Source organism: Pantoea sp. X-Soil-TKNS-1211 (genome assembly GCF_059730495.1).
The window spans coordinates 3863565-3884823 of the sequence record NZ_AP035953.1 but is presented as its reverse complement, the minus strand read 5'-3'; the positions used below and the strand labels follow the sequence as shown (position 1 = coordinate 3884823).

General features: G+C 54.3%; 24 protein-coding genes. 16 read left to right on the top strand and 8 right to left on the bottom strand.

From position 1 onward, the window contains the following. Together AC6I8W_RS18260 and AC6I8W_RS18255 are read left to right on the top strand one after the other, a co-directional pair. Positions 1-357 (top strand): gamma-glutamylcyclotransferase family protein, encoded by a 357-nt coding sequence (locus AC6I8W_RS18260; RefSeq protein WP_497836149.1) that lies wholly within the window; start codon positions 1-3, stop codon positions 355-357. A 177-nt stretch (positions 358-534) separates the two neighbouring features. Beyond that, positions 535-2016 carry a glucosyltransferase domain-containing protein gene (locus AC6I8W_RS18255; protein ID WP_497836148.1) on the top strand — a complete coding sequence of 494 codons (1482 nt, stop codon included), beginning with the start codon at positions 535-537 and terminating at the stop codon, positions 2014-2016. A gap of 74 nt (positions 2017-2090) precedes the next feature. Here AC6I8W_RS18255 and ppa read toward each other — a convergent pair whose 3' ends face one another. The 3 genes from ppa to AC6I8W_RS18240 all read right to left on the bottom strand — a co-directional run bounded on the left by ppa (position 2091) and on the right by AC6I8W_RS18240 (position 3655). Further along, a complete protein-coding gene (gene ppa / locus AC6I8W_RS18250) occupies positions 2091-2621 on the bottom strand; it encodes an inorganic diphosphatase (RefSeq protein ID WP_013510669.1) in 531 nt (176 codons plus the stop codon). Positions 2622-2721: 100 nt separating this feature from the next. After that, entirely contained in the window at positions 2722-3171 is a 450-nt protein-coding gene (locus AC6I8W_RS18245; RefSeq protein ID WP_497836147.1) for a DUF441 domain-containing protein, read from the bottom strand. Between the two features lie 70 nt (positions 3172-3241). Further along, positions 3242-3655 (bottom strand): lysozyme inhibitor LprI family protein, encoded by a 414-nt coding sequence (locus AC6I8W_RS18240; protein WP_497836146.1) that lies wholly within the window; start codon positions 3653-3655, stop codon positions 3242-3244. Between the two features lie 173 nt (positions 3656-3828). Here AC6I8W_RS18240 and AC6I8W_RS18235 point away from each other — a divergent pair, with 173 nt between their 5' ends. Next, complete coding sequence (locus tag AC6I8W_RS18235) at positions 3829-5388, top strand: methyl-accepting chemotaxis protein (RefSeq protein ID WP_497838229.1); 1560 nt, start codon at positions 3829-3831, stop codon at positions 5386-5388. 45 nt (positions 5389-5433) lie between these two features. Here the strand turns inward: AC6I8W_RS18235 and fbp are convergent, their stop codons facing one another. Beyond that, the gene (gene fbp / locus AC6I8W_RS18230; RefSeq protein ID WP_497836145.1) at positions 5434-6441 is read right to left on the bottom strand and encodes a class 1 fructose-bisphosphatase; all 1008 of its coding nucleotides are present in this window, start codon (positions 6439-6441) and stop codon (positions 5434-5436) included. Between the two features lie 169 nt (positions 6442-6610). On the opposite strand from fbp, the gene mpl reads away from it, so the two are divergent. Continuing rightward, on the top strand, positions 6611-7966 hold the full coding sequence (gene mpl / locus AC6I8W_RS18225; RefSeq protein ID WP_497836144.1) for a UDP-N-acetylmuramate:L-alanyl-gamma-D-glutamyl-meso-diaminopimelate ligase: 1356 nt from the start codon (positions 6611-6613) through the stop codon (positions 7964-7966). 123 nt (positions 7967-8089) lie between these two features. On the opposite strand, the gene yjgA is transcribed toward mpl, so the two are convergent. Further along, complete coding sequence (gene yjgA, locus AC6I8W_RS18220) at positions 8090-8635, bottom strand: ribosome biogenesis factor YjgA (protein WP_497836143.1); 546 nt, start codon at positions 8633-8635, stop codon at positions 8090-8092. 115 nt (positions 8636-8750) lie between these two features. On the opposite strand from yjgA, the gene pmbA reads away from it, so the two are divergent. From pmbA to AC6I8W_RS18165, 11 genes are all read left to right on the top strand, one after another. After that, positions 8751-10091 (top strand): metalloprotease PmbA, encoded by a 1341-nt coding sequence (gene pmbA / locus AC6I8W_RS18215; protein WP_497836142.1) that lies wholly within the window; start codon positions 8751-8753, stop codon positions 10089-10091. A gap of 68 nt (positions 10092-10159) precedes the next feature. Further along, positions 10160-10546, top strand: coding sequence for a cytochrome b562 (cybC, locus tag AC6I8W_RS18210; protein WP_497836141.1), 387 nt, complete (start codon positions 10160-10162; stop codon positions 10544-10546). Between the two features lie 254 nt (positions 10547-10800). Continuing rightward, positions 10801-11133: a glycine dehydrogenase gene (locus AC6I8W_RS18205; RefSeq protein WP_497836140.1), complete on the top strand. Its 333-nt coding sequence runs from the start codon at positions 10801-10803 to the stop codon at positions 11131-11133. A 19-nt stretch (positions 11134-11152) separates the two neighbouring features. Continuing rightward, positions 11153-11515 (top strand): SFCGS family glycine-rich protein, encoded by a 363-nt coding sequence (locus tag AC6I8W_RS18200; protein ID WP_480366106.1) that lies wholly within the window; start codon positions 11153-11155, stop codon positions 11513-11515. Between the two features lie 2 nt (positions 11516-11517). Beyond that, a complete protein-coding gene (locus tag AC6I8W_RS18195) occupies positions 11518-11817 on the top strand; it encodes a DUF4312 family protein (RefSeq protein WP_480366104.1) in 300 nt (99 codons plus the stop codon). A gap of 27 nt (positions 11818-11844) precedes the next feature. Further along, the gene (locus AC6I8W_RS18190; protein ID WP_021183537.1) at positions 11845-12621 is read left to right on the top strand and encodes a DUF4311 domain-containing protein; all 777 of its coding nucleotides are present in this window, start codon (positions 11845-11847) and stop codon (positions 12619-12621) included. A 12-nt stretch (positions 12622-12633) separates the two neighbouring features. Next, a complete protein-coding gene (locus tag AC6I8W_RS18185) occupies positions 12634-13275 on the top strand; it encodes a DUF4310 family protein (RefSeq protein WP_497836139.1) in 642 nt (213 codons plus the stop codon). A gap of 9 nt (positions 13276-13284) precedes the next feature. After that, positions 13285-14418, top strand: coding sequence for an amidohydrolase/deacetylase family metallohydrolase (locus AC6I8W_RS18180; RefSeq protein ID WP_497836138.1), 1134 nt, complete (start codon positions 13285-13287; stop codon positions 14416-14418). Beyond that, a complete protein-coding gene (locus tag AC6I8W_RS18175; RefSeq protein ID WP_497836137.1) occupies positions 14402-15523 on the top strand; it encodes a DgaE family pyridoxal phosphate-dependent ammonia lyase in 1122 nt (373 codons plus the stop codon). The genes AC6I8W_RS18180 and AC6I8W_RS18175 overlap by 17 nt, the downstream gene beginning before the upstream one ends. After that, positions 15520-16257: a 2-dehydro-3-deoxy-phosphogluconate aldolase gene (gene dagF, locus AC6I8W_RS18170; protein ID WP_497836136.1), complete on the top strand. Its 738-nt coding sequence runs from the start codon at positions 15520-15522 to the stop codon at positions 16255-16257. The genes AC6I8W_RS18175 and dagF overlap by 4 nt, the downstream gene beginning before the upstream one ends. 23 nt (positions 16258-16280) lie before the next feature. Beyond that, entirely contained in the window at positions 16281-18191 is a 1911-nt protein-coding gene (locus AC6I8W_RS18165) for a BglG family transcription antiterminator (protein WP_497836135.1), read from the top strand. 123 nt (positions 18192-18314) lie between these two features. On the opposite strand, the gene AC6I8W_RS18160 is transcribed toward AC6I8W_RS18165, so the two are convergent. Beyond that, entirely contained in the window at positions 18315-19214 is a 900-nt protein-coding gene (locus AC6I8W_RS18160; protein ID WP_013510651.1) for a LysR family transcriptional regulator, read from the bottom strand. Between the two features lie 129 nt (positions 19215-19343). Here AC6I8W_RS18160 and AC6I8W_RS18155 point away from each other — a divergent pair, with 129 nt between their 5' ends. After that, the gene (locus AC6I8W_RS18155; protein WP_480366091.1) at positions 19344-20045 is read left to right on the top strand and encodes a pirin family protein; all 702 of its coding nucleotides are present in this window, start codon (positions 19344-19346) and stop codon (positions 20043-20045) included. Between the two features lie 28 nt (positions 20046-20073). Here the strand turns inward: AC6I8W_RS18155 and dolP are convergent, their stop codons facing one another. Further along, complete coding sequence (dolP, locus tag AC6I8W_RS18150) at positions 20074-20646, bottom strand: division/outer membrane stress-associated lipid-binding lipoprotein (RefSeq protein WP_497836134.1); 573 nt, start codon at positions 20644-20646, stop codon at positions 20074-20076. A gap of 14 nt (positions 20647-20660) precedes the next feature. Then, complete coding sequence (gene diaA / locus AC6I8W_RS18145; RefSeq protein ID WP_013510648.1) at positions 20661-21248, bottom strand: DnaA initiator-associating protein DiaA; 588 nt, start codon at positions 21246-21248, stop codon at positions 20661-20663. Between the last annotated feature and the right edge of the window lie 11 nt (positions 21249-21259).

The following is a 21259-nucleotide window of genomic DNA, read 5'->3' as shown; positions in this document are numbered from 1 at the left end:
ATGCGAATAATTGTCTACGGCAGTTTACGGCGCAAACAAGGAAACAGTCACTGGATGACGAATGCGCAATGGCTTGGTGACCATCAGATTGAAGGGTTTGAACTCTACAATCTCGGTCACTACCCGGGCGTGGTTGAAGGGGAGGGAAGCGTCTATTGCGAAGTCTATCGCATCGACGCCAGCACCCTGGGCGAGCTGGATGCTTTGCGCACCAGAAATGGCGAATACAAACGCCAATTGATCCAGACGCCCTACGGCAGCGCCTGGCTTTACGTTTATCAGCGTTCAATCAAAGGACTCACTCGTATCACCAGCGGTGACTGGTTGCTGCGTGAGGATCTGCCAAAGGATGAGTAACCGATAAAAATTCAGGTTAGTCGTGGCTAAACTGAATGGTTACAGTGATTAAAAAGGGTCATGTCGGACATGACCCTTTTTTACTGCTCGGGTCAGATGCTGAAAGGGAGATTTATCTGGTTTGGTCGATGACACACGTTCACAGGGTTGGGATAAAAATGATAAACGAGAAAGGAAATGAAAAAATCTTATAATACTTATCTTATTGCTACATTGCTTTATTGCCTGCCATTGCTTATCGCTAATATATATTATATTGATGACAATGGACGGGCGACACAAGGATACACTAACTGGGGAGGAGATGGCAGGCCATTGGCCGATGTCATCATGAAATTACTCTTCCTCAGTAGCCACATGGCAGATATATTTCCCCTACCGTTAATCATTTCAGCAGCACTGCTGGCGCTGGTTTTTTCTCTTTATCATCATAAAAACTTTAGTGATATACCTGGCTGGATGAGTGTGCTGGCAACACTGAGTTTTTTATCAAACCCGTATCTTGCGGAAATTTTCTCATACCGTTTTGATGTGTTGACTTTGAGTTGTGCGCTGACATTAAGTTTTGCATGGGTACTCTTGCCACCATTAAATAGAGTGGTTCGATTGGTTGTTGGTGTTGCTATTATTATTGCAATCTACAGCCTTTACCAGATCACTGTTAATATTGCTGTGATGATGGCCTTGGTGGTGACTTTTCGGCAAATCGTAAACAATGATCGCCCAGCGGTTATTTTTATGAGTTTGTTGCAACGTGGGGTGGAGGTTCTGCTTGCATCGATAATTTATTTGAAAATTATTTTGCCAGCGACTTTCTCTGGTGATCATCCGGCTAACCATCCCAATATCGCGGCTCATCAACTCTGGATGACGATAAATAATAACCTGGAGGCTTATTGGGGTTTCATTAATCAGACATTTTATAAAGATGGTAAAGGAATGGTTGTATTGATCACCATTCTGGTCTTATCGGTTATTTCTGCCGCGGTTATCGCCCTACGTTATGTAAGATTGGCGAGGGGGAATTCACGTGTCGCAGTGAGTTTATTAGCGCTGCTTTTACCCTTTGTTGCGTTTGTCATGATTCCGGGTAGCCTGTTGTTTTTGGAAAATGCGTTGCTGGTTCCGCGTGCTTTGCTTTCAATCAGCGGATTTATGTTGTTTAGCGCCACGTTGATTGCCTGGGCATTTAGAGGAAAAATGTGTTTTGTTCTTGGTGTGATGGCATTCCCTTTGCTTTATGCCGTTACCAGCATTTATGTATACGGAAATGCGATTAAGCAGCAGGATAATATTAATCAGGGTATCGTTTATCTGTTGAAAAATGATACAGCAGCACTCTCCGATCAGAACTTTTATATGCAGTTTGTTGGGACATCGCCGCGCGCCATGGTTTATAAAAATTCACTGAGAAATTATCCGGTTCTGGGTGTCCTGATTCCCGAATACTTCGCCAACTGGTGGTTTCCGTTTCCCTATATGGCGCTCAAAGGCTATCAGCTACTGAACCCGTTGAAAGACTCCCTTACCGTGACGAATGAGAATCTGCGCGAAGGATTGTGTCAGGGGGAACGTATTGCACACCATCAAGATTATGATTTGTATAAATATCAAAATCGATTGACGGTCGACTTTACGTTGCAAGGATGCCAGCGTTAGCTTCTGGCAGAGGTAAAAAAACAGGCCCGAACATCGGGCCTGTTTGCAGGATATCTTCCGCTGCGATTAACAGATTATTTCTTCTGTGCGCGTTCGAAAGAGGAGATGATCTCAGCTTTAGCGGCTTCAGCGTTATCCCAGCCGTCAACTTTCACCCATTTGCCTTTTTCCAGATCTTTGTAGTGCTCAAAGAAGTGGGTGATCTGCGCACGCAGCAGTTCCGGCAGGTCGTTCACATCTTTAATGTGATCGTACTCTTTGCTCAACTTGGTATGCGGAACCGCAACCAGTTTGGCATCTTCACCGGATTCGTCGGTCATTTTCAACACGCCAACCGGACGGCAACGGATAACTGAACCCGGCTCCAGCGGATACGGGGTCGGGACCAGTACGTCAACCGGGTCACCATCCAGAGACAGGGTGTGGTTGATATAACCGTAGTTGCACGGATAGAACATGGCGGTAGACATAAAACGGTCTACAAACAGGGCGCCAGACTCTTTGTCGACTTCATATTTGATCGGATCGGCGTTGGCCGGGATCTCGATGATGACATAGATATCTTCTGGCAGATCTTTACCTGCGGGCACCTGGTTCAAACTCATCTGGCTTTCCTTCATTAGTCGTAAGTTGAGTGTCGGCTATTATAGCCAACTGACTCCGAAAGTATGCCCTCTTTTTGGCGTTTCGGAATGGTCCAGCGGGTTACTTCGCTGCGACAAATAGCGAGACGATACCCGCAGCAATCAGTGGTCCGACCGGAACGCCCCGGAAGAAGGCGACACCAATCACCGTACCAATCAGTAAGCCGCCAATCACCGAGGGCTGTGCGCTCATAAAGTTCACGCCGCGACCACCCAACCATGCCACAAACACCCCGACCAGAATCGCCACAATCGATTGCCAGTTGGCGAAAGATTTGATTAACGAGGACGCGGGCAGCGAACCACTTGCCAGCGGTGCCATCACCGCCACCGTCAAAATAATAATCCCGAGTTGAATCCCCTGTTTTTCGACATAAGGGAAGAACTGAGCCAGCGGGGTAATTTTAATCGCCAGCAGAATCAAAATTGAGATAGTGACAGCATTGTTATGGACGAAATAACTCAGAATGGCGAGGCAAATCAGAATGATGGTGGAGGCATAAGCAGCCATGATTTCTCCCTGAGGATTGATGGGGCGCTGGCAATTGCCAACGCGAAGCGGTTTTTACCGCCCCCATTTATCAACAATCATCGGGATTCGCGCAACTGCCTTTGTTAATCGATTGCAGCATCAGTGCCTGATTACGCACCAGATCTACCCCCTGCGCCCCAATGGAAAGTACGGCCATGGTGCCCTGGTTGGCGGAAAAATAACTTTTGCTGGCATCAAGCCAGCTATCGCGATACGCCAGCCAGGCACGTTGGGCGTTTTTAAGTTTGGCTTTGGATTCACCAGTTAATTTTTTCATCATTTGGTTGTACTGGTTGTTCATCTCCTGATCCCATGCCTTATTAGCAGCGTCATAACATTGAGACATTCCAACGGTGCTGGACTCCTTGTTCAGGCATTGCTGCAACGTTTGGTCGATAGAATTGCCTTGTGCGGTCACATAACTACTCAGCAACAGGCAAGTAACCGGGAGCCATTTTTTCATACGGAACTTCCTCAAGTGGGATGGGGGGGACTTTAGCATTATTGAAGAACAGGTGATCATCAGCAGATTGACCATCAACAATGGTTAAAGTTTAGCGAAGTGACTGCCGATAACTTATCCGTTTTAGGGCTGCTGGATTTCTGCCTTTTTCTACACACACGGGTACTATCATGATCAAAAATTTATCAGTACGGACCGGTCTACTCACACTACTCGCTTTTATGACGTTGCTGCTGCTGGCGGTCAGCACTCTGGGGATTTACGCCATCAATGCAGGTAATCAGTCGCTGGATGTGATTAATCGTATCCAGGGGATTGAACTCAATAGCCTGTATCAAAGCAATGCTGATCTGATGCGCGCCCGTGCCAGTGGCGCGCTGGCGGTGCGCAAAATCGAAATCGGTTTATTGGATGAGGGCGCTGCGGTGACCAAACAGGCCCAGGCCGATGTCGTCACTTCGCAAAAGCATCTGAAAGATTTTGTCGATGCGGGTACGGTGACGGCACAAGGTAAAACTCTGGCGGATGCGGTGGCAGCTAGCTTTGATGCTTATCTTAAGCAAGGCATCTCGCCGATGATGGATGCGCTGCAAAAGCAGTATACCGATGAATATTACACGGTGCTGGAAGGTAACCTCTCCACCCTGGCGGCCAACTACGCCAAAGCGGTAAACGATTTCAGCTTGTATGCCGATCAGGTCTCTGCCGATCGTCTGGCGAAGGCGGCGCGTAATGAAACGCAGATGAAAATTTTGATTGGTATTGCCATGCTGTTGACGGTGGTGTTGATCGTACTGGCCTGGCAGATCCTGCGTCGCCTACTGCTGAGACCGCTGGAAAGCGCGATTGGTCATCTGCAACAGGTTGCCGCAGGAGATCTGTCACAAACCCTGCCCGAAGCCACCCATAATGAGTTGGGGCGCCTTAATCAGGCTCTGGCGACCATGCAGCTGGCCCTGCGAGATTCCGTCAGCCAGGTACGTGAAGCCAGTCTGCAAATTGATGTGGGCAGCCGCGAACTGGCGGCCGGGACGGTGCACCTTTCGCAGCGTACCGAAGAATCGGCGGCGTCACTGGAGCAAACGGCTGCCAGCATGGAGCAGCTCACTGCCACGGTGCGGCTCAACGCCAGCAATGCCCAGCAGGCGCACCAGCTGGCGAACAGCGTCTCTGATACCGCCGACCGTGGCGCAGAAGTGGTGTGCTACGTGATTGAGAAGATGCAGGAGATCACCCACAGCTCCGATCGCATAGCCGATATTCTCAGCGTGATTGACGGCATCGCTTTCCAGACCAATATCCTTGCGCTTAACGCTTCGGTTGAAGCCGCCCGCGCCGGTGAACAGGGACGAGGCTTTGCCGTGGTGGCGAATGAGGTGCGTACCCTGGCTGGCCGCAGTGCCACCGCCGCGAAGGAGATTCGTGAGTTGATTAGCGAATCGCAAACTCGGGTGAAAGAGGGTAGCGCCATGGCGACACAGGCAGGCGAAACGATGGATGAGATCTCCAGTGAGGTGATGCGCGTGACGACGCTGATGAAGGAGATTTCTGTCTCATCTGAGGAGCAAAGTCGTGGTATTGAGCAGGTGAATCAGGCAGTGACGCAAATGGATGAGGTTGCGCAGCAGAATGCGGCATTGGTAGAAGAAGCCAGCGCGGCAACTCAATCGCTGGAAGCGCAATCGCAGCAGCTACAGGCATCAATGGCGCAGTTTCGTATCACCACTGCGTAAATCCATCGCGGCGCGATAAATCGCGCCGCGACTTTATGCTAGCAATCAGCTCTGGTGATCATCCGGGAACTCGCGCAGGAAGCGCTCGACGTCATCCACCATCGCGTCATTGCCGCAGAAGAACGGGCAACGTTGATGCAGGGTTTCTGGCTGGATATCAAGGATACGGTTTTTACCGTCGCTGGCTTTACCGCCTGCCTGTTCAGCGAGGAACGCCATCGGGTTGCATTCGTACAGCAGACGCAACTTGCCTTTCGGGTGACTGGCGGTGCTCGGGTAAAGATAAATTCCGCCTTTCAACAGGTTACGATGGAAGTCCGCCACCAGTGAACCGATGTAGCGTGAGGTATAAGGACGTTTAGTCGCGATGTCCTCTTCCTGGCAGAACTTCAGATATTTCTTCACGCCCTGTGGGAAGCGAATGTAGTTTCCTTCGTTGATGGAGTAAGTGTAACCCTTCTCCGGGAAGGTCATACGTTCGTGGCTCAGGCAGAACACGCCGAGCGACGGATCGTAAGTAAAGGCGTGGACGCCCACACCGGTGGTGTACACCATCATGGTGGAGGAACCATACACCACGTAACCCGCGGCAACCTGCTTGCTACCCGGCTGCATAAAATCAGCTTCGGTAACCGGCGTGCCTGGTGCTGAAACACGGTGGTAGATGGAGAAAATGGTGCCAACGGAAACGTTAACGTCGATGTTAGAGGAACCGTCGAGCGGGTCCATCAGCACCACGTATTTGCCATGTTCAACTCCTTCGAAGATGACGAACTCATCTTCCTCTTCGGAGGCGATACCTGCCACAATGCCGCGTGCTTTCAGTGCTGCTTTCAGTTTTTCGTTAGCGAACAGATCCAGCTTCATCTGCTGTTCACCCTGAACGTTTTCCACGCCGCTGGCACCGAGAATATCCACCAGACCCGCTTTGTTGATGTCGCGGTGGATAATTTTGGCGCCCAGCTTGATGGCTGAAATCAGCGCCGTCAGTTCACCTGTGGCGTGAGGAAAGTCGTGTTGCTTCTCGACGATAAATTCGCCTAACGTTTTCATAACACATTCCCTGAATCTACGATGGAGTGGCAGTCACTGTAACAAACTGCCAACGTATGCGTACGCAGTTTAGCCGATTGAACTTCAAAAACCATAGGCCAAATCCGTTTCTTCCGTTTGTACTCGGGGTTAAACTGAGCGCCGGACTTATGAGTAATGGAACATATTTATGCGTATTCACATCCTTGGGATTTGTGGCACTTTCATGGGCGGTCTGGCGATGCTGGCTCGTTCGCTGGGTCACCAGGTGACCGGCTCTGACGCCAACGTCTATCCGCCGATGAGCACCTTGCTTGAGCAGCAAGGCATTGAATTAACAGAAGGTTATGATGCCAGTCAGCTCGATCCTGCACCGGACATGGTGATCATTGGCAACGCCATGACGCGTGGAAATCCCTGTGTGGAAGCCGTGCTGGAACGCAACATTCCTTACCTCTCTGGCCCGCAGTGGCTGCACGATTTCGTCCTGCGCGATCGTTGGGTGCTGGCGGTGGCTGGCACCCACGGAAAAACTACCACCGCCGGTATGGCAGCGTGGATTCTGGAGGCCTGTGGCCTCGAACCCGGCTTCATTATTGGTGGTGTGCCAGGCAACTTTGATGTTTCGGCAAAATTAGGAAAAAGCCCGTTCTTTGTTATCGAAGCGGATGAGTACGACAGCGCCTTTTTCGACAAACGATCCAAGTTTGTTCATTACTGCCCGCGTACCTTGATTCTGAATAACCTGGAGTTCGATCATGCGGATATCTTCGACGATCTGCGGGCGATCCAGAAACAGTTCCACCATCTGATCCGCATCGTGCCGGGCCAGGGCAAGATCCTGCTGCCGGAACACGATCATAACCTGAAGCAGGTGATGGCGATGGGCTGTTGGAGCGAGCAGGAAACCGTGGGTGACAACGGCCACTGGCAGGCGAAAAAGCTGACGCCGGATGCTTCACGCTGGGAGGTCTGGCTTGATGGCGCGAAAGTGGCGGAAGTGAGCTGGGGTCTGGTGGGCGAACACAACATGCATAACGGTTTGATGGCGATAGCCGCAGCGCGCCATATCGGTGTGAAACCGGAAGATGCAGGTGAAGCTCTGGGGCGCTTTATCAACGCGCGTCGTCGTCTGGAGCTGCGTGGTGAAGTGAACGCCATCAAGGTCTATGACGATTTTGCGCACCACCCAACGGCGATTCTGGCTACCCTCGCCGCGCTACGCAGCAAAGTGGGTGGCACGGCGCGCATTCTGGCGGTGCTGGAGCCGCGTTCCAATACCATGAAGATGGGGGTCAGCAAGAATGAACTGGCACCATCACTGGGACGTGCCGATGAAGTGTTCTTATTCCAGCCGCACCATATTCCGTGGCAGGTTGCCGACGTGGCTGATGCCTGCATCCAACCGGCACACTGGAGCGCAGATATTGATACGTTGGTGGAGATGGTGGCGAAGGTGGCACTGCCGGGTGATAACATCCTGGTCATGAGCAACGGCGGATTTGGCGGGATTCATCAAAAACTGCTGGAGAGGCTGGGTCGTTAATCCGTAACGGCGCGATTTATCATGTCGTTTTTTGTAGCGGCGCGATTTATCGCGCAGTTCTGTGCCGGTGGCAAGAAAAAGACGCGCGATAAATCGCGCCGCTACGGTTCAGCAGTTTGAAGCTTATTTTGCCTCAGCCAGCTCACGCAAATACTGGAAAATCTGGCGTGCAGATTTCGGCGGTTTGTTACCGGCTTTCTCTTTCTGCGCATTACGGATCATGCTACGCAGTTGCTGGCGATCCGCCTGCGGATAGAGGTTGATCACCTCCGCCATCACATCATCACCCTGCTCAATCAGGCGATCGCGTAAGTGTTCCAGTTTATGGAACAGCGCAACCTGCTGGTTGTGGCGGTTTTTCAGCTTATCCAGGGCCTGGCGAATGGGGTCTTCATCGCGTGAGCGCAACATTTTGCCGATCAGTTGCAACTGGCGGCGACGGCCTTCTTTCTTAATGCGCTGCGCCAGTTCAATGGCGGCACGTAAATCTTCGTCGAGTGGAATTTTGTCGAGGGAGTTTTTCCCCAGCTCAACTAACTCGGCACCCAGGCGCTTCAGCTCCTCGGCATCGCGTTTGATTTCGCTTTTACTGACCCAGATAATCTCGTCGTCTTCTTCTTCCTGATTATCCGGCACATCATCGAGCCAGTCTTCGGGCTGCTTGGTCATCTCTTGGCTCCCTAAAAAAAGAGGCTAATCCTACCAGTTTATCGGGTGACTGCGAAATTGTTCTCTGAGTCTGATAGACTCAAAACATTCATACATAAGATTAGACGGCAGGTCGATGAACGTATCTACTCAGGTTGCAGAACAACGTAAAGTGTTGGAACAGGCTGTCGCACAGGCGCTGGAACTGGCGAAAGCCAGCACCGATGGCGCAGAAGTGGCGGTCACCAAAACTACCGGAATCGGTGTCAGTACCCGCTATGGCGAAGTGGAAAACGTCGAATTCAACAGCGATGGCGCGCTCGGCATCACCGTTTATCATCAGAATCGTAAGGGTAGTGCGTCTTCCACCGATCTCAGCCCGGATGCCATCAAGCGTACCGTGCAGGCGGCGATCGATATCGCCCGCTACACCTCAACCGATCCCAATGCCGGTCCGGCGGATCGCGATCTGCTGGCGTTCGAGGCACCGGATCTCGATCTCTACCATCCGTGGGAGATCGATGCCGATCGCGCCATTGAGCTGGCCGCCCAGGCAGAACAGGTTGCATTGCAGGCTGACAAGCGCATCACCAACACCGAAGGTGGCAGCTTCAACAGCCACGTCGGCATCAAAGTATTTGGTAACAGCCACGGCATGTTGCAGAGCTACTGTTCCAGCCGTCATTCGCTCTCCAGCTGCGTGATTGCTGAGCAGAACGGGGAAATGGAACGCGATTACGCCTACACCATTGGCCGCGATATCAACGATTTGCAAAGCGCTGATTGGGTGGGGGCGGAATGCGCACGTCGAGTGCTGTCGCGCCTGGCGCCACGCAAACTCTCCACCATGAAAGCGCCGGTGATTTTCGCCCCTGAAGTGGCAACCGGTTTGTTTGGTCATCTGGTGGGTGCCATCAGCGGCGGCAGCGTTTATCGTAAATCTACCTTCCTGTTGGATGCGCTGGGCACGCAGATCCTGCCCGAATGGCTTACCATCGAAGAGAAACCGCATCTGCTCAAAGGACTGGCCTCAACGCCGTTCGACAGCGAAGGGGTACGTACCCAGGCGCGTGACATTATCAAAAATGGCGTGCTGCAAAACTGGTTGCTGACCAGCTATTCCGCGCGCAAACTCGGCCTGCAAAGCACCGGTCATGCGGGTGGCATCCACAACTGGCGCATTGCCGGTCAGGGCCACAGCTTTGACGATTTGCTAAAGCAGATGGGACGTGGCCTGGTGGTGACCGAGTTGATGGGGCAGGGCGTGAGCGCCATTACTGGCGACTACTCACGCGGTGCAGCCGGTTACTGGGTGGAGAACGGTGAAATCCAGTATCCGGTGAGCGAAATCACCATCGCCGGTAACCTGAAAGACATGTGGCGCAATATGGTCACCGTCGGCAACGATATTGAAACCCGCAGCAACATCCAGTGTGGATCGGTGCTGCTGCCGGAGATGAAAATCGCCGGGCAATAATGACATCGCTTCCTGAAGGCAGCCCGCAAGGCTGCCTTTTTTGTCAGTAAAATAAAAAGGAATAAACGATGCGTAAGCATGTGATTGCAATGTTGTCTCTGTCGTTGTTGTTCTCCAGTGCCAGCCTGTATGCGGCGGATCTGGAAAAAGATATGGATACCCTAAAAGATGGCCTGAGTACGGTGAAGAAAACCGATGATGCTCAGGAGATGCAAACCGCACTTGGCAAGATGCGCCAGGCGGCGGAAGATGCAAAGAAATCCACGCCGGAAAAACTGGAGGGGCAGCCTGCCGACAGCGCCCAGATCAAGGATTTCCACGCCGGACTTGATGCACTGATCGCCCAGATTGATGTGGTCGATCAACTGGCGAAAGCCAACAAACTGGACGAAGCCAAAACCGAAGCGAAGAAACTGGAAGATATTCGCAACGCCAACCATAAGAAATTCCGCTGACAGTCAGGCCAGCCATGCGGCTGGCCTTATTTCCCAGGTCATATCTGACTGCTTATCCGCCTTAAATCCATCATTCTGTGTAAAACGTGATGCGTTTTGCATTATTCGTGCATCCTGCGATCTGGCGCACAGTTGCCCGCGTGATTTCCACTTCGAGGTGGAAAAGATGCGTCTCCACAGGCAACAGCGAACAGCGTAATTTATTCTCAACGCGAATTAACTGTCATTGTCCGCTGTAAACAGGAGTAAACCAGGTGAGTAGTGAAGCTGTTCCGCTGAAACAAAGCACGCCGGAAGCGATTCAGGCGCTGGCGGATAACGTGATGATGCAGATTGCCGCGCTGTATGCCGCGAACCACATCGAACCAAATGCGGTGCAGCAGCAAATGCTGACCTCGCATGTGCGGGCGATGGCCTCGCGCTCCCTGACCGGTGAAGCCTTACCGGAAGTGGAAGCGGAGCTGTTTGAGGATATCTCGCCCGAGACCATGGCGCTGGCGCAGCAGGTGGTGGATCTGTTTGGCAATTTGCCACGCGAAGAGGCGTGGCTGTTGTCGGTACATATTGAAGTAGCGAAGTCTAATTAAGTCAGCAATCAGAGAGGAATTGAACATGGTAACGGTAGTCATTGGCGATCGTCTGGGTAAAGGACAAAAAGTAGCGGCAGGCGTGGAAAAAGCCGGTGGCCGTGCGGTGGTGGTGCCAGGTGTGGCCGCAGATATGAAGCTGGGCGATGTGATGAAGGCAGAGAATGCTGATTTCGGCATCTCCTTCTGCGGCAGCGGCGGCGCAGGGGCGATAACCGCGCAGAACAAGTATGGCTACAAATCGAAGCACGGTATGCGTTCGATTGAAGAAGGCGTCACGGCAATTAACGAAGGTGCCAATGTCCTTGGTTTTGGCTTTATGGATAAAGAAGAACTGGGGGAACGGCTGGTGCAGGCCTGGACAAAAAAATACGGCAGCTAAGCATGAAACAACAATTCGTGACTCAGGTAACGGTGCAGGGCAAAGGCGACAGCAAAGCCAAAGCCTTTGCGGATGCTCTGAGTAAAGTGCAGCAGCAGGTGCTGCGCACCACACAAAAAATTCTGCTGCGCATTGAACCCCAGGACGTCCGGGTGCTGCGCGCGCAGGAGCGCGTTAAGACAGAGAAATTTTTGTTCTTTTTCCTCGCGCGTGAGCGACGGAACTACAGCGTGGAGCTGGAGATAACCGTCAGCGTCACCGTGATCGATACCGAACAGGTGGAATTCACGGCGGCACCTTAACAACAGACGAAAAACAAAGGTAAACGCATGTTTTTAATTATTTTGTTTAAGTCGTTAATCATTGGCGGGTTGGTAGGGGTTGGCGTTGGGGCAGGTGCGGCGCGCATGTTCCATGCTCCTACCACACAGGGCATGGGCGCGTTCCGTACGCTGGGCGAGCTTAACTCCTGTGAGGGCGATCCGGCATCGCACTTCTCCTTTGGTCTCGGCTTTTTCTTTAACGCCTGGGCTTCATCCGTTGCAGCGGGTTCCTTCACCCAAGATGTTGATCATCGCATCCTGCCCAACTGGGGTGCGGCGGCTCTGATGGTGAAAAACCGCAACGTGGCCGAAACACTACACAACCCGAAGAAGATGGCGATTGCCTGCGGCATCATCGGCATGATCGTTGTCGCCTTCCTGAACAGCACCGCTTCTGCCGTTCCGGCGGCGTTGCAGGTCACCGCAGTCAAAGTGCTGGTACCTGCGGCTAACCTGCTGGTGAACACCGTCATGCCAGTGATTTTCTGGCTGGCAGCGATTGATGCCGGTAAAAAATCGGGCTTCTGGGCCACCATTTTCGGCGGTCTGGCGCAGTTGATTATGGGCAACGCCGTACCGGGTCTGGTGCTGGGTATCCTGATCGGTAAGGGTGTCGAGGAGAGCGGTTGGAATAAAGTCACCAAAGTGATGATGACCGCCATCGTGCTGCTGTTCGTGCTGAGCGGCTTCTTCCGCGGCTTCGACATGAAACTGCTGCAATCCTTCCAACTAGGCATTCCTGGCTGGCTGGACATGATCCACAACAGCCTCAGCGGCAAATAAGGAGCCATCAGCATGAACGAAAACAAAGGGTTCTGGTACGCCGACTGGTCTTTCCCGATTTTTGTCGGCCTGCTCTCAGCCGGGGTGTTTGCCGGTACGCATATGTACTACCTGTACGGCATTGGTGCTTTTAACGAAGTGGCGTTTGTCTCCATGCTGCGTTCCGGCATGGAAACCGGGGTCTACGGCGCGGTAGCGGCGTTCGGTGCCAGCTTTCTGTTCGCCCGTATCATCGAAGGTTCGCTGGTGGGGATTCTCGATATCGGCGGGGCGATTCAGACCGGCGTTGGTCTGGGGGTTCCGGCGTTGTTACTGGGCGCGGGCATTGTCTTCCCGGTCGCGAACTTCGCCGCATCGCTGGCGACGGGTCTGGTGATTGGCGTGGCGATTGGCTACCTCATCATCCTGGCGCGTAAGTTCACCATCAATCAGAGCGACTCCACCTACGGTGCCGACGTGATGATGGGCGCGGGTAACGCTTCGGGTCGCTTCCTGGGTCCATTGATCATCCTGTCGGCGATGACGGCTTCGATTCCCATTGGTCTTGGCTCGCTGGTGGGTTCGCTGCTGTTCTATCTGTGGAATAAGCCCATTACCGGCGGCGCGATTCTCGGTGCCATGGCGCTGGGTGCGATCTTCCCGGTTTCTCTCTAAGGAGGGGGTATGTTTGATGTTATTCTCCGTCGTGCGCGTCTGTGCGACGGACAATTGCTGGATATCGCGTGGCAGCACGGCAAAATCGCCGCGCTGGGCGCGGTGAGCGGCCAGGCTGCAAAGGAATACGACCTCGCCGGGCGCTTTTACGTCAGCGCCGGCTGGATCGACAGCCACGTTCATTGTTATCCCAAATCACCGATTTACCACGATGACGCCGATGCTATTGGCGTGGCGCAGGGTGTCACCACGGTAGTCGATGCCGGTAGCACTGGCGCTGATGATATTGACGATTTTTACCAACTGACGCGCCAGGTCACCACCGACGTTCGTGCGCTGATCAATATCGCCCGCACTGGCATTGTCACGCAGAACGAGCTGGCCGATATGACGCAGATCGACGGCGAGGCGGTGGTGCAGGCCATTCAGCGTCGCCCCGATTTTATCGTCGGCCTCAAAGCGCGTATGAGCAGCAGCGTGGTGGGTGAAAACGGCATCCAGCCGTTAGTTCGTGCCAAAGCCATTCAGCAGGCGGCCGGTAATCTGCCACTGATGGTGCATATCGGTAACAACCCGCCGGTACTGGAGGAGATCGCCGATCTGCTGAGCTGCGGTGACATCATCACCCACTGCTACAACGGCAAACCTAACCGGATCCTCACGCCGCAGGGCGAGCTGAAAGCCGCGGTAAAAAACGCGATTTCGCGCGGTGTGCGACTGGATATCGGCCACGGCAGCGCCAGCTTCAGCTTTGAGGTGGCGCGTCAGGCGATTGCGCAGGGCATTCTGCCCGACACCATCAGCTCCGATATCTACTGCCGTAACCGTATCAATGGCCCGGTGCACAGCCTGGCGCATGTGATGTCGAAATTCTTCAGCATTGGCATGACATTGCCGCAGGTGATCGACTGCGTCACACGTAAAGCCGCTGAGGGTCTGCGGCTGAACAACAAAGGTTGCCTGGCGGTCGGTTACGACGCCGACCTGACCATTTTTACCGTCAAAGAGGAAGCCCGCCCGTTCGTCGATGCTGAAGGCGAACAGGTGCTGGGTGAGCAACATCTGGTGCCGCTGGCCGCCGTGGTGGCAGGTCAGTGGCATCTGACTGATGAAGGGAAAGCCAATCATGTCTTCGATTTATGAAAAATATGGCCTGAAGCAGGTCATCAACGCCTCTGGCCGCATGACCATTCTTGGCGTGTCAACACCGGCTGCGGATGTGGTGGATACCGTGAAATACGGCCTCAACCACTACTTTGAGATGAAAGATCTGGTAGATAAGACCGGTGCGTATATCGCCCAGCTGCTTGAGGTGGAAAACGCAGTGGTGGTCTCATGTGCCTCGGCGGGTATCGCCCAGAGCGTGGCGGCGGTTATCGTCAAAGATAACGCCTGGCTGCTGGAAAACCTGCACGCCGCCCCACTCAGTGTGCCGCACGATATCGTGGTGCCGAAAGGCCATAACGTCAATTTTGGCGCACCGGTTGGCACCATGGTGGCGCTGGGCGGTGGACGGCTGGTGGAAGCAGGCTACAGCAACGAATGTTCGCCAGAACAGCTGGCAGCGGCGATTACGCCGACCACCGCGGCGTTGCTGTACATCAAATCTCACCATTGCGTGCAGAAAAGCCACCTCAGCGTCGAACAGGCGGCGGTAGTGGCGCGTAAGCATGGCATCCCGTTGATTGTCGATGCCGCTGCGGAAGAAGATTTGCAGTGCTATTACCAGATGGGGGCTGACCTGGTGATCTACAGCGGGGCGAAAGCGATTGAAGGGCCAACCAGTGGGCTGGTGATTGGCCGCACCCACTATGTTGAGTGGGTAAAGCGCCAGAGCAACGGCATCGGTCGTGCGATGAAGGTGGGTAAAGAAGGCATTCTCGGTCTGACCCAGGCGATTGAAAACTATCTGTCGCAGGAAAAAACCACCGGCGCAGAGATGGTGGAAAAAATGACACCGTTTATCGCCAACCTCAACACCCTGAACGGCGTGAGCGCACGCGTAGTGTGGGATGCTGCCGGACGTGACATTGCGCGCGCCGAAATCAAGTTCGACGAAGCGCAAACCGGCTGGGCCACTGGCGAGCTGGTACAGGCGCTGAAAACCGGTACTATCGCCATCTACTTCCGTGGCTACAAAGCCAATGAAGGTATTATCGAGGCCGATGTACGCAGCGTCAGCGCTGATCAACTGCATACCATTTTTACCGCCATCCAGGCGCTGCTGAGCGGGGAGAAACGCGCATGACTCTGACACCAAAATTTTATCAGGGCCGTCTGTGCCTCAATGTGCTGGCGGGTTCAAAGCAGAACGCGCGTGATATCTGGGAAGCGGCGGACGGTTATGTGTTGGTCGGGGTGCTGTCGAAAAACTACGCCAGCACCGAGGCGGCGATTGCCGACATGCGCGAATATGCCGCGCTGATTGATAACGCGATTTCTGTCGGGCTGGGTGCCGGCGATCCCAATCAATCGGCGATGGTGAGTGAGATTGCGGCTGAGCTGCAACCGCAACACGTTAACCAGGTGTTCACTGGCGTCGCCACCAGCCGTGCGCTACTTGGCCAGCACGACACCGTGGTCAACGGTCTGATTTCCCCTACCGGTACGCCGGGCTTGGTCAAAATCTCCACCGGGCCGCTGAGTGCGCAGGGGCCGGATGCCATCGTGCCGATCGACAGCGCCATTCGCTTGTTGCAGGACATGGGCGGCAGCTCGGTGAAATATTTCCCGATGGGCGGGTTGAAAGCGGTGGCGGAGTATCGTGCGGTGGCGGAAGCCTGTGCGCGTCACAACTTCTGGCTGGAACCGACCGGTGGCATTGATCTCGACAATTTTGAAGAGATTGTTCGCATTGCGCTGGAGGCTGGCGTCAGTAAAGTGATTCCGCATATCTACAGCTCGATTATCGATAGCGCGACGGGTGACACCCGCATTGACGACGTGCGCCAGCTTTTGGCAACGTGCAAAAAGTTGTTGTAACAATTAAGTAACAGGTGAAGCCCGTGAGATTTCCCAACCAGCGTCTGGCCCAACTTTTCGCTGCGCTACAAAACGAAACGCTGCCACAGGATGAGCTGGCACGGCGTTTTTCCGTGTCGACACGCACGGTGCGCACCGATATCACGGCGCTCAATGCGCTGCTGGCGCAGCATGGCGCACAGTTTGTGCTGGCGCGTGGCGAGGGTTATCAACTGAAGGTGGAGGACGCGCTGCGTTTTGGGCAACTCCAGGCACAGACCTCAGCACCGCTGCGCGTGCCTCGCACCTCACAGGACCGGGTGCGTTATCTGCTCAGCCGCTTTCTCACCTCTGCCTATTCGCTCAAGCTGGAAGATCTGTCGGAAGAGTGGTTTGTCAGCCGCGCTACCCTGCAAGGCGATATGGCCGAAGTGCGTGAATGGTTCGGGCGCTATCACCTGAATATCGAAACCAAACCGCGTTACGGTATGAAGCTGTTCGGCAGTGAAGCGGCGATTCGCACCTGCCTGACTGATTTGTTGTGGCAAATCGATCAGGAAATGCCCGATAGCCCGCTGTTGACGGTGGAAACGTTACACAGCGGGATGCTGGAGCAGCTGCAACCGCTGCTCCAGCAATGTTTCTCGCATCACGCCATTCGCCTCAGTGATGAAGCTGAGCGTTATCTGCAAATCTATTGCGCGGTGGCGGTAAGGCGCATCAGCGAAGGTTTCCCACTCAACGATCCTGGCGCGGAAGATGTGGGCGAGGAGGTACGTGAAGCCGCACATCAACTGGTTAACCTGATGCGGCCGCTGGTGGGCAAACCGATTTCTCAGGCGGAAGAGAATTGGTTGCGCGTCAACATTGCTGCCCGCCAGATTCAGGCGCTGGCTCCCAGCACTATCAATGCTGATGACGCGGATGCACTGGTGGATTACCTGCTGAATTACATCAACACCCACTACAACTACCGTCTGCAACAAGATGAGCAACTGCGCGCCGATCTGCTCACCCATATCAAAACCATGATTACCCGCGTGCGTTATCAGATCCATATCCCTAACCCGCTGCTGAGCAATATCAAGCAGCATTACCCGATGGCCTACGACATGACATTGGCGGCGGTCACCAGCTGGGGGAAATATACGCCTTACACCATCAGCGAAAACGAAATCGGTTTTCTGGTGCTGCATGTTGGCGTTGGACTGGAGCGTCATTACGACGTGGGTTATCAGCGCCACCCACAGGTGCTGCTGGTGTGCGACAGCGGCAATTCTACGTTACGTATGATTGAGGCGATGCTGCTGCGTAAGTATCCCCAATTACAGGTGACGGGACGCCTGTCGCAGCGTGAGTATGAGACGCTTGAAGTTATTGATGAAGATTTTGTTATATCTACCGCTCGATTGCGCGAGAAAAACAGCCCGGTGGTGGTGATGTCGCCATTTCCAACGGAATTCCAGTTGGAGCAACTCGGCAAGCTGGTGCTGGTGGATCGTACCCGGCCTTATATGCTGGAAAAATACTTCGATGCGCAGCATTTTCTGGTGGTGGACCAGCCGATGACGCAATCGGCACTGTTCCGCCAGCTGTGCGACCAGCTACAGCTTGAAGGCTATGTGGAAGCGGATTTTTATCCGTCGGTTGAGGAACGCGAAGCGATTGTCAGCACCATGCTGGGTGAAGGCATTGCGCTGCCGCACTCGCTGGGTCTGCTGGCGAAGAAAACCGTGGTCTACACCGTATTGGCCCCACAGGGTATCAGTTGGGGCGATGAAACCGCGTCGGTGATTTTCCTGCTGGCGATCAGCAAAAGTGAATATGAAGAGGCGATGGCAATTTATGACCTGTTCGTCACCTTCCTGCGCGAACGCGCAACCACCCGACTGCGCGACTGCGGTGATTTCACCAGCTTCAAAGCGGTGGCGATGGATTGTCTCAGTCGCCTGTAACGGTGCCCAATACGCATTGCACCCATTCGTAGCGGCGCGATTTATCGTGCGTTTTTTCCATCGCAAAGGTCAAAAGAGCGCGATAAATCGCGCCGCTACGGAAGAGTTAATCAGCTTCGCTGATTAACCTTTCTTCGCCAGCAAACGAGGGATTTCACGCAGGCACCAGGCTTTAGCTTCCCCCATGCTGTCGCGTCGCCACGCCATGATGATATCCACCTCACGAGTATATTCCGCACTCACTACACGCAGACGTCCTTCAGCAATATCCTGCTCCACCAGGGAATAGGGCATGGTCGCCACGCCAAGACCGGCCAGCAGCGCTTTGCGTTTGTCTTCCATGCTACTCACCGTCAGACGCTGTTGCTTATCCAGCAGTTGCACGGTGAGTACCGGGCGCTCGCGGGCCGTATCAGCCACGGCAATACCACGATACTTCACGCGTGTCACTTCAGACTGTGGCTCAGCTTCCTGATGAATCGGATGGTCCGGGCTGGCGACATACACGCTCATCATGCTGTACAGCTTGCGGGTGTTGATTTCGGTTGAGGCGCGGAAATGCATATCCGGCGCAATCACAATATCGGCACGCCCCTGCTCCAGCCGCTCCCAGGCTCCGGCCAGCACTTCGGTCACCAGGGAAATCTGGGTATTGGCTTTGTCCGCCAGTTTGGTCACCAGCGGGAACAGGTGTTCGGTCGGCACCAGCGCCTCAGTGACGATGGTGAGATGGGTTTCCCAGCCGCGAGCCAGTGCTTCGGCGTCGGTGGTGAGTTTGTCGGCGGCCTCCAGCAACACGCGCCCACGCTCCAGCAGCATGCGGCCCACGTTGGTGAATTTGGTGCGGTGACCGGAGCGGTCAAACAGCACCACATCCAGCTCCTCTTCCAGCTTCTGCATGGTGTAGCTCAATGCGGAAGGTACACGTCCCAGCTCGTCGGCCGCAGCCGCAAAGCTGCCGCGCCGGTCAATAGCATCCATCACACGTAAAGCTTCAAGGGTTAACGCGCGCTCTTTTGCCATGCCGATTCTCTGTCAGGAAATTTGAACATGCCAGGCAGATTAACTGGCTAACAATCCGGCGTCCAGCCTTTTACCATAATCCTATAAAGCCTGCGGCCGAATTATCCCGCAGAGCGTCGGAGGACTATCATGATGACAACCCGCTGCGCGTCAGCATGTGGCCAGGCCGATTTCGGTTGGTTGCAGGCGCGTTACAGCTTCTCATTTGGCCACTATTTTGACCCAAAACTGATGGGCTATGCCTCGTTGCGCGTGCTCAATCAGGAAGTACTGGCACCCGGTGCCGCCTTCCAGCCACGTACCTATCCGCAGGTTGATGTGCTCAACCTGGTGCTACAGGGCGAGGCGGAGTACCGCGATAGCGAGGGCAACCATATCATCGCGCGTGCTGGTGAAGCGCTGCTGTTGTCGGCACGCCAGGGGGTGAACTACAGCGAAATCAATCTCAGCAAAGATCAACCGCTAACCCGTATGCAACTGTGGCTGTCGGCTTGCCCGGAGCGCGAGAACCCGTTGTTACAGAAAATGACACTGCCCGCGCAGACGTCTTTTCTGTTGGCCTCACCAGACGGTGCGGAAGGCAGTTTGCAACTGCGTCAGCAGGTGTGGATTCATCAGGTGACACTGGCACCCGGTGAGCAGCACAGCGTGAAGCTGAACGGTCCACGTGCCTATCTGCAATCGATTCACGGATCGCTGGACGTGCAGGCGAGCAGTGCGCATCAGGAAAAATTGAGCTGCGGCGATGGGGCGTTTCTGGCCGAAGAACAGCAAATTACGTTGCAGGCGAAAACGCCGTTACGTGCGCTGGTGATTGATATTCCGGTGTGAAAAAGGGCGGCGGAGCCGCCCTGAAGGTTTATTTCAGAATGGTAAAGGCGGTAGTGACGTGCTTCACGCCGCTCACCCGACTGGCAAGATCTGCCGCCGCAGTCGCTTCCTGTTGGGTGACCAGACCCAGCAGGAACACTTCGCCGTTTTCGGTGGTGACTTTCACGTTCGACGATTTCACCTGATCACTGCCCAGCAGTTGTGAGCGGATTTTGGTGGTGATCCAGGTGTCGGTGGAGGATGTTCCGAGGCTGACTTTCTGGCCGGTACGGATTTCGTTGTACACTTCAGTCGCGCCATCGACGCCCATCGCGATCTGTTTCGCACGGTTGGCGAGGTCCGGGGACGGTGACTGGCCGGTCAGCAGCACTTTGCCCTGATAGGCGGTCACCACGACGCGCGCCTGGTTTTTGATCTGTTCATCTTTTGCCAGCGCGTTGCTAACGCGCAACTCCAGCGTACCATCATCCACCTGGGTGCCCACAGTACGGGGGTCGGTGGCGGTTTTGGTGGCTACTGCGGCACCGCCTGCGACGACAGCAACGCAGCCCTGCAACATCATGGCGGTGAAAAGAATGGCGATAGCGTTCAATGCTTTCATCTTAGCTCCTTCAGTCATTCCTGGTGGGGGAACAAGGTGTTATCGATCAAATCGCACAGGCAGTTCAGCGTCAGCATATGCATCTCCTGAATACGCGCACTGCGATGTGACGGAATGCGAATTTCCACATCGTGTGGGCCGAGCAGGCCAGCCAGCTCACCGCCGTCGTAGCCGGTCAGCGCCACGATGGTCATATCGCGTGTAACCGCAGCTTCAACCGCTTTGATAATGTCGCGGGTGTTGCCACGGGTGGAAATGGCCAGTAGAACATCACCGGCCTGACCAAGCGCTCGCACCTGCTTGGCATAAATTTCATCGTGCAACCGATCGTTACCAATGGCCGTCAGCATCACGTTGTCGGCACTGAGCGCCAGCGCAGGCAGGCTGGGACGCTCGGTCTCAAAGCGATTAATCATGCTGGCGGCAAAATGCTGGGCATTAGCCGCTGACGCGCCATTACCACAGCTGAGAATTTTGTTACCGCTCAACAGCGACTGCACCAGCGTCATGGCAGCACGGGAAATGGCATCCGGCAGCGCCTCAGCGGCCGCGATTTGAGTCTGAATACTTTCGGTAAAACACGCTTTAATTCTGTCCTGCACAAGACCACCTG

Bases quoted from the DNA above. Each gene is read 5' to 3' on its own strand.
- ppa (WP_013510669.1), bottom strand. From the start codon at position 2,621: ATGAGTTTGAACCAGGTGCCCGCAGGTAAAGATCTGCCAGAAGATATC.
- AC6I8W_RS18240 (WP_497836146.1), bottom strand. From the start codon at position 3,655: ATGAAAAAATGGCTCCCGGTTACTTGCCTGTTGCTGAGTAGTTATGTG.
- mpl (WP_497836144.1), top strand. From the start codon at position 6,611: ATGCGTATTCACATCCTTGGGATTTGTGGCACTTTCATGGGCGGTCTG.
- yjgA (WP_497836143.1), bottom strand. From the start codon at position 8,635: ATGACCAAGCAGCCCGAAGACTGGCTCGATGATGTGCCGGATAATCAG.
- AC6I8W_RS18190 (WP_021183537.1), top strand. From the start codon at position 11,845: ATGTTTTTAATTATTTTGTTTAAGTCGTTAATCATTGGCGGGTTGGTA.
- fbp (WP_497836145.1), bottom strand. From the start codon at position 6,441: ATGAAAACGTTAGGCGAATTTATCGTCGAGAAGCAACACGACTTTCCT.
- AC6I8W_RS18260 (WP_497836149.1), top strand. From the start codon at position 1: ATGCGAATAATTGTCTACGGCAGTTTACGGCGCAAACAAGGAAACAGT.
- AC6I8W_RS18185 (WP_497836139.1), top strand. From the start codon at position 12,634: ATGAACGAAAACAAAGGGTTCTGGTACGCCGACTGGTCTTTCCCGATT.
- AC6I8W_RS18195 (WP_480366104.1), top strand. From the start codon at position 11,518: ATGAAACAACAATTCGTGACTCAGGTAACGGTGCAGGGCAAAGGCGAC.
- dagF (WP_497836136.1), top strand. From the start codon at position 15,520: ATGACTCTGACACCAAAATTTTATCAGGGCCGTCTGTGCCTCAATGTG.
- AC6I8W_RS18155 (WP_480366091.1), top strand. From the start codon at position 19,344: ATGATGACAACCCGCTGCGCGTCAGCATGTGGCCAGGCCGATTTCGGT.
- AC6I8W_RS18180 (WP_497836138.1), top strand. From the start codon at position 13,285: ATGTTTGATGTTATTCTCCGTCGTGCGCGTCTGTGCGACGGACAATTG.
- AC6I8W_RS18255 (WP_497836148.1), top strand. From the start codon at position 535: ATGAAAAAATCTTATAATACTTATCTTATTGCTACATTGCTTTATTGC.
- AC6I8W_RS18175 (WP_497836137.1), top strand. From the start codon at position 14,402: ATGTCTTCGATTTATGAAAAATATGGCCTGAAGCAGGTCATCAACGCC.
- cybC (WP_497836141.1), top strand. From the start codon at position 10,160: ATGCGTAAGCATGTGATTGCAATGTTGTCTCTGTCGTTGTTGTTCTCC.
- AC6I8W_RS18245 (WP_497836147.1), bottom strand. From the start codon at position 3,171: ATGGCTGCTTATGCCTCCACCATCATTCTGATTTGCCTCGCCATTCTG.
- AC6I8W_RS18160 (WP_013510651.1), bottom strand. From the start codon at position 19,214: ATGGCAAAAGAGCGCGCGTTAACCCTTGAAGCTTTACGTGTGATGGAT.
- dolP (WP_497836134.1), bottom strand. From the start codon at position 20,646: ATGAAAGCATTGAACGCTATCGCCATTCTTTTCACCGCCATGATGTTG.
- pmbA (WP_497836142.1), top strand. From the start codon at position 8,751: ATGAACGTATCTACTCAGGTTGCAGAACAACGTAAAGTGTTGGAACAG.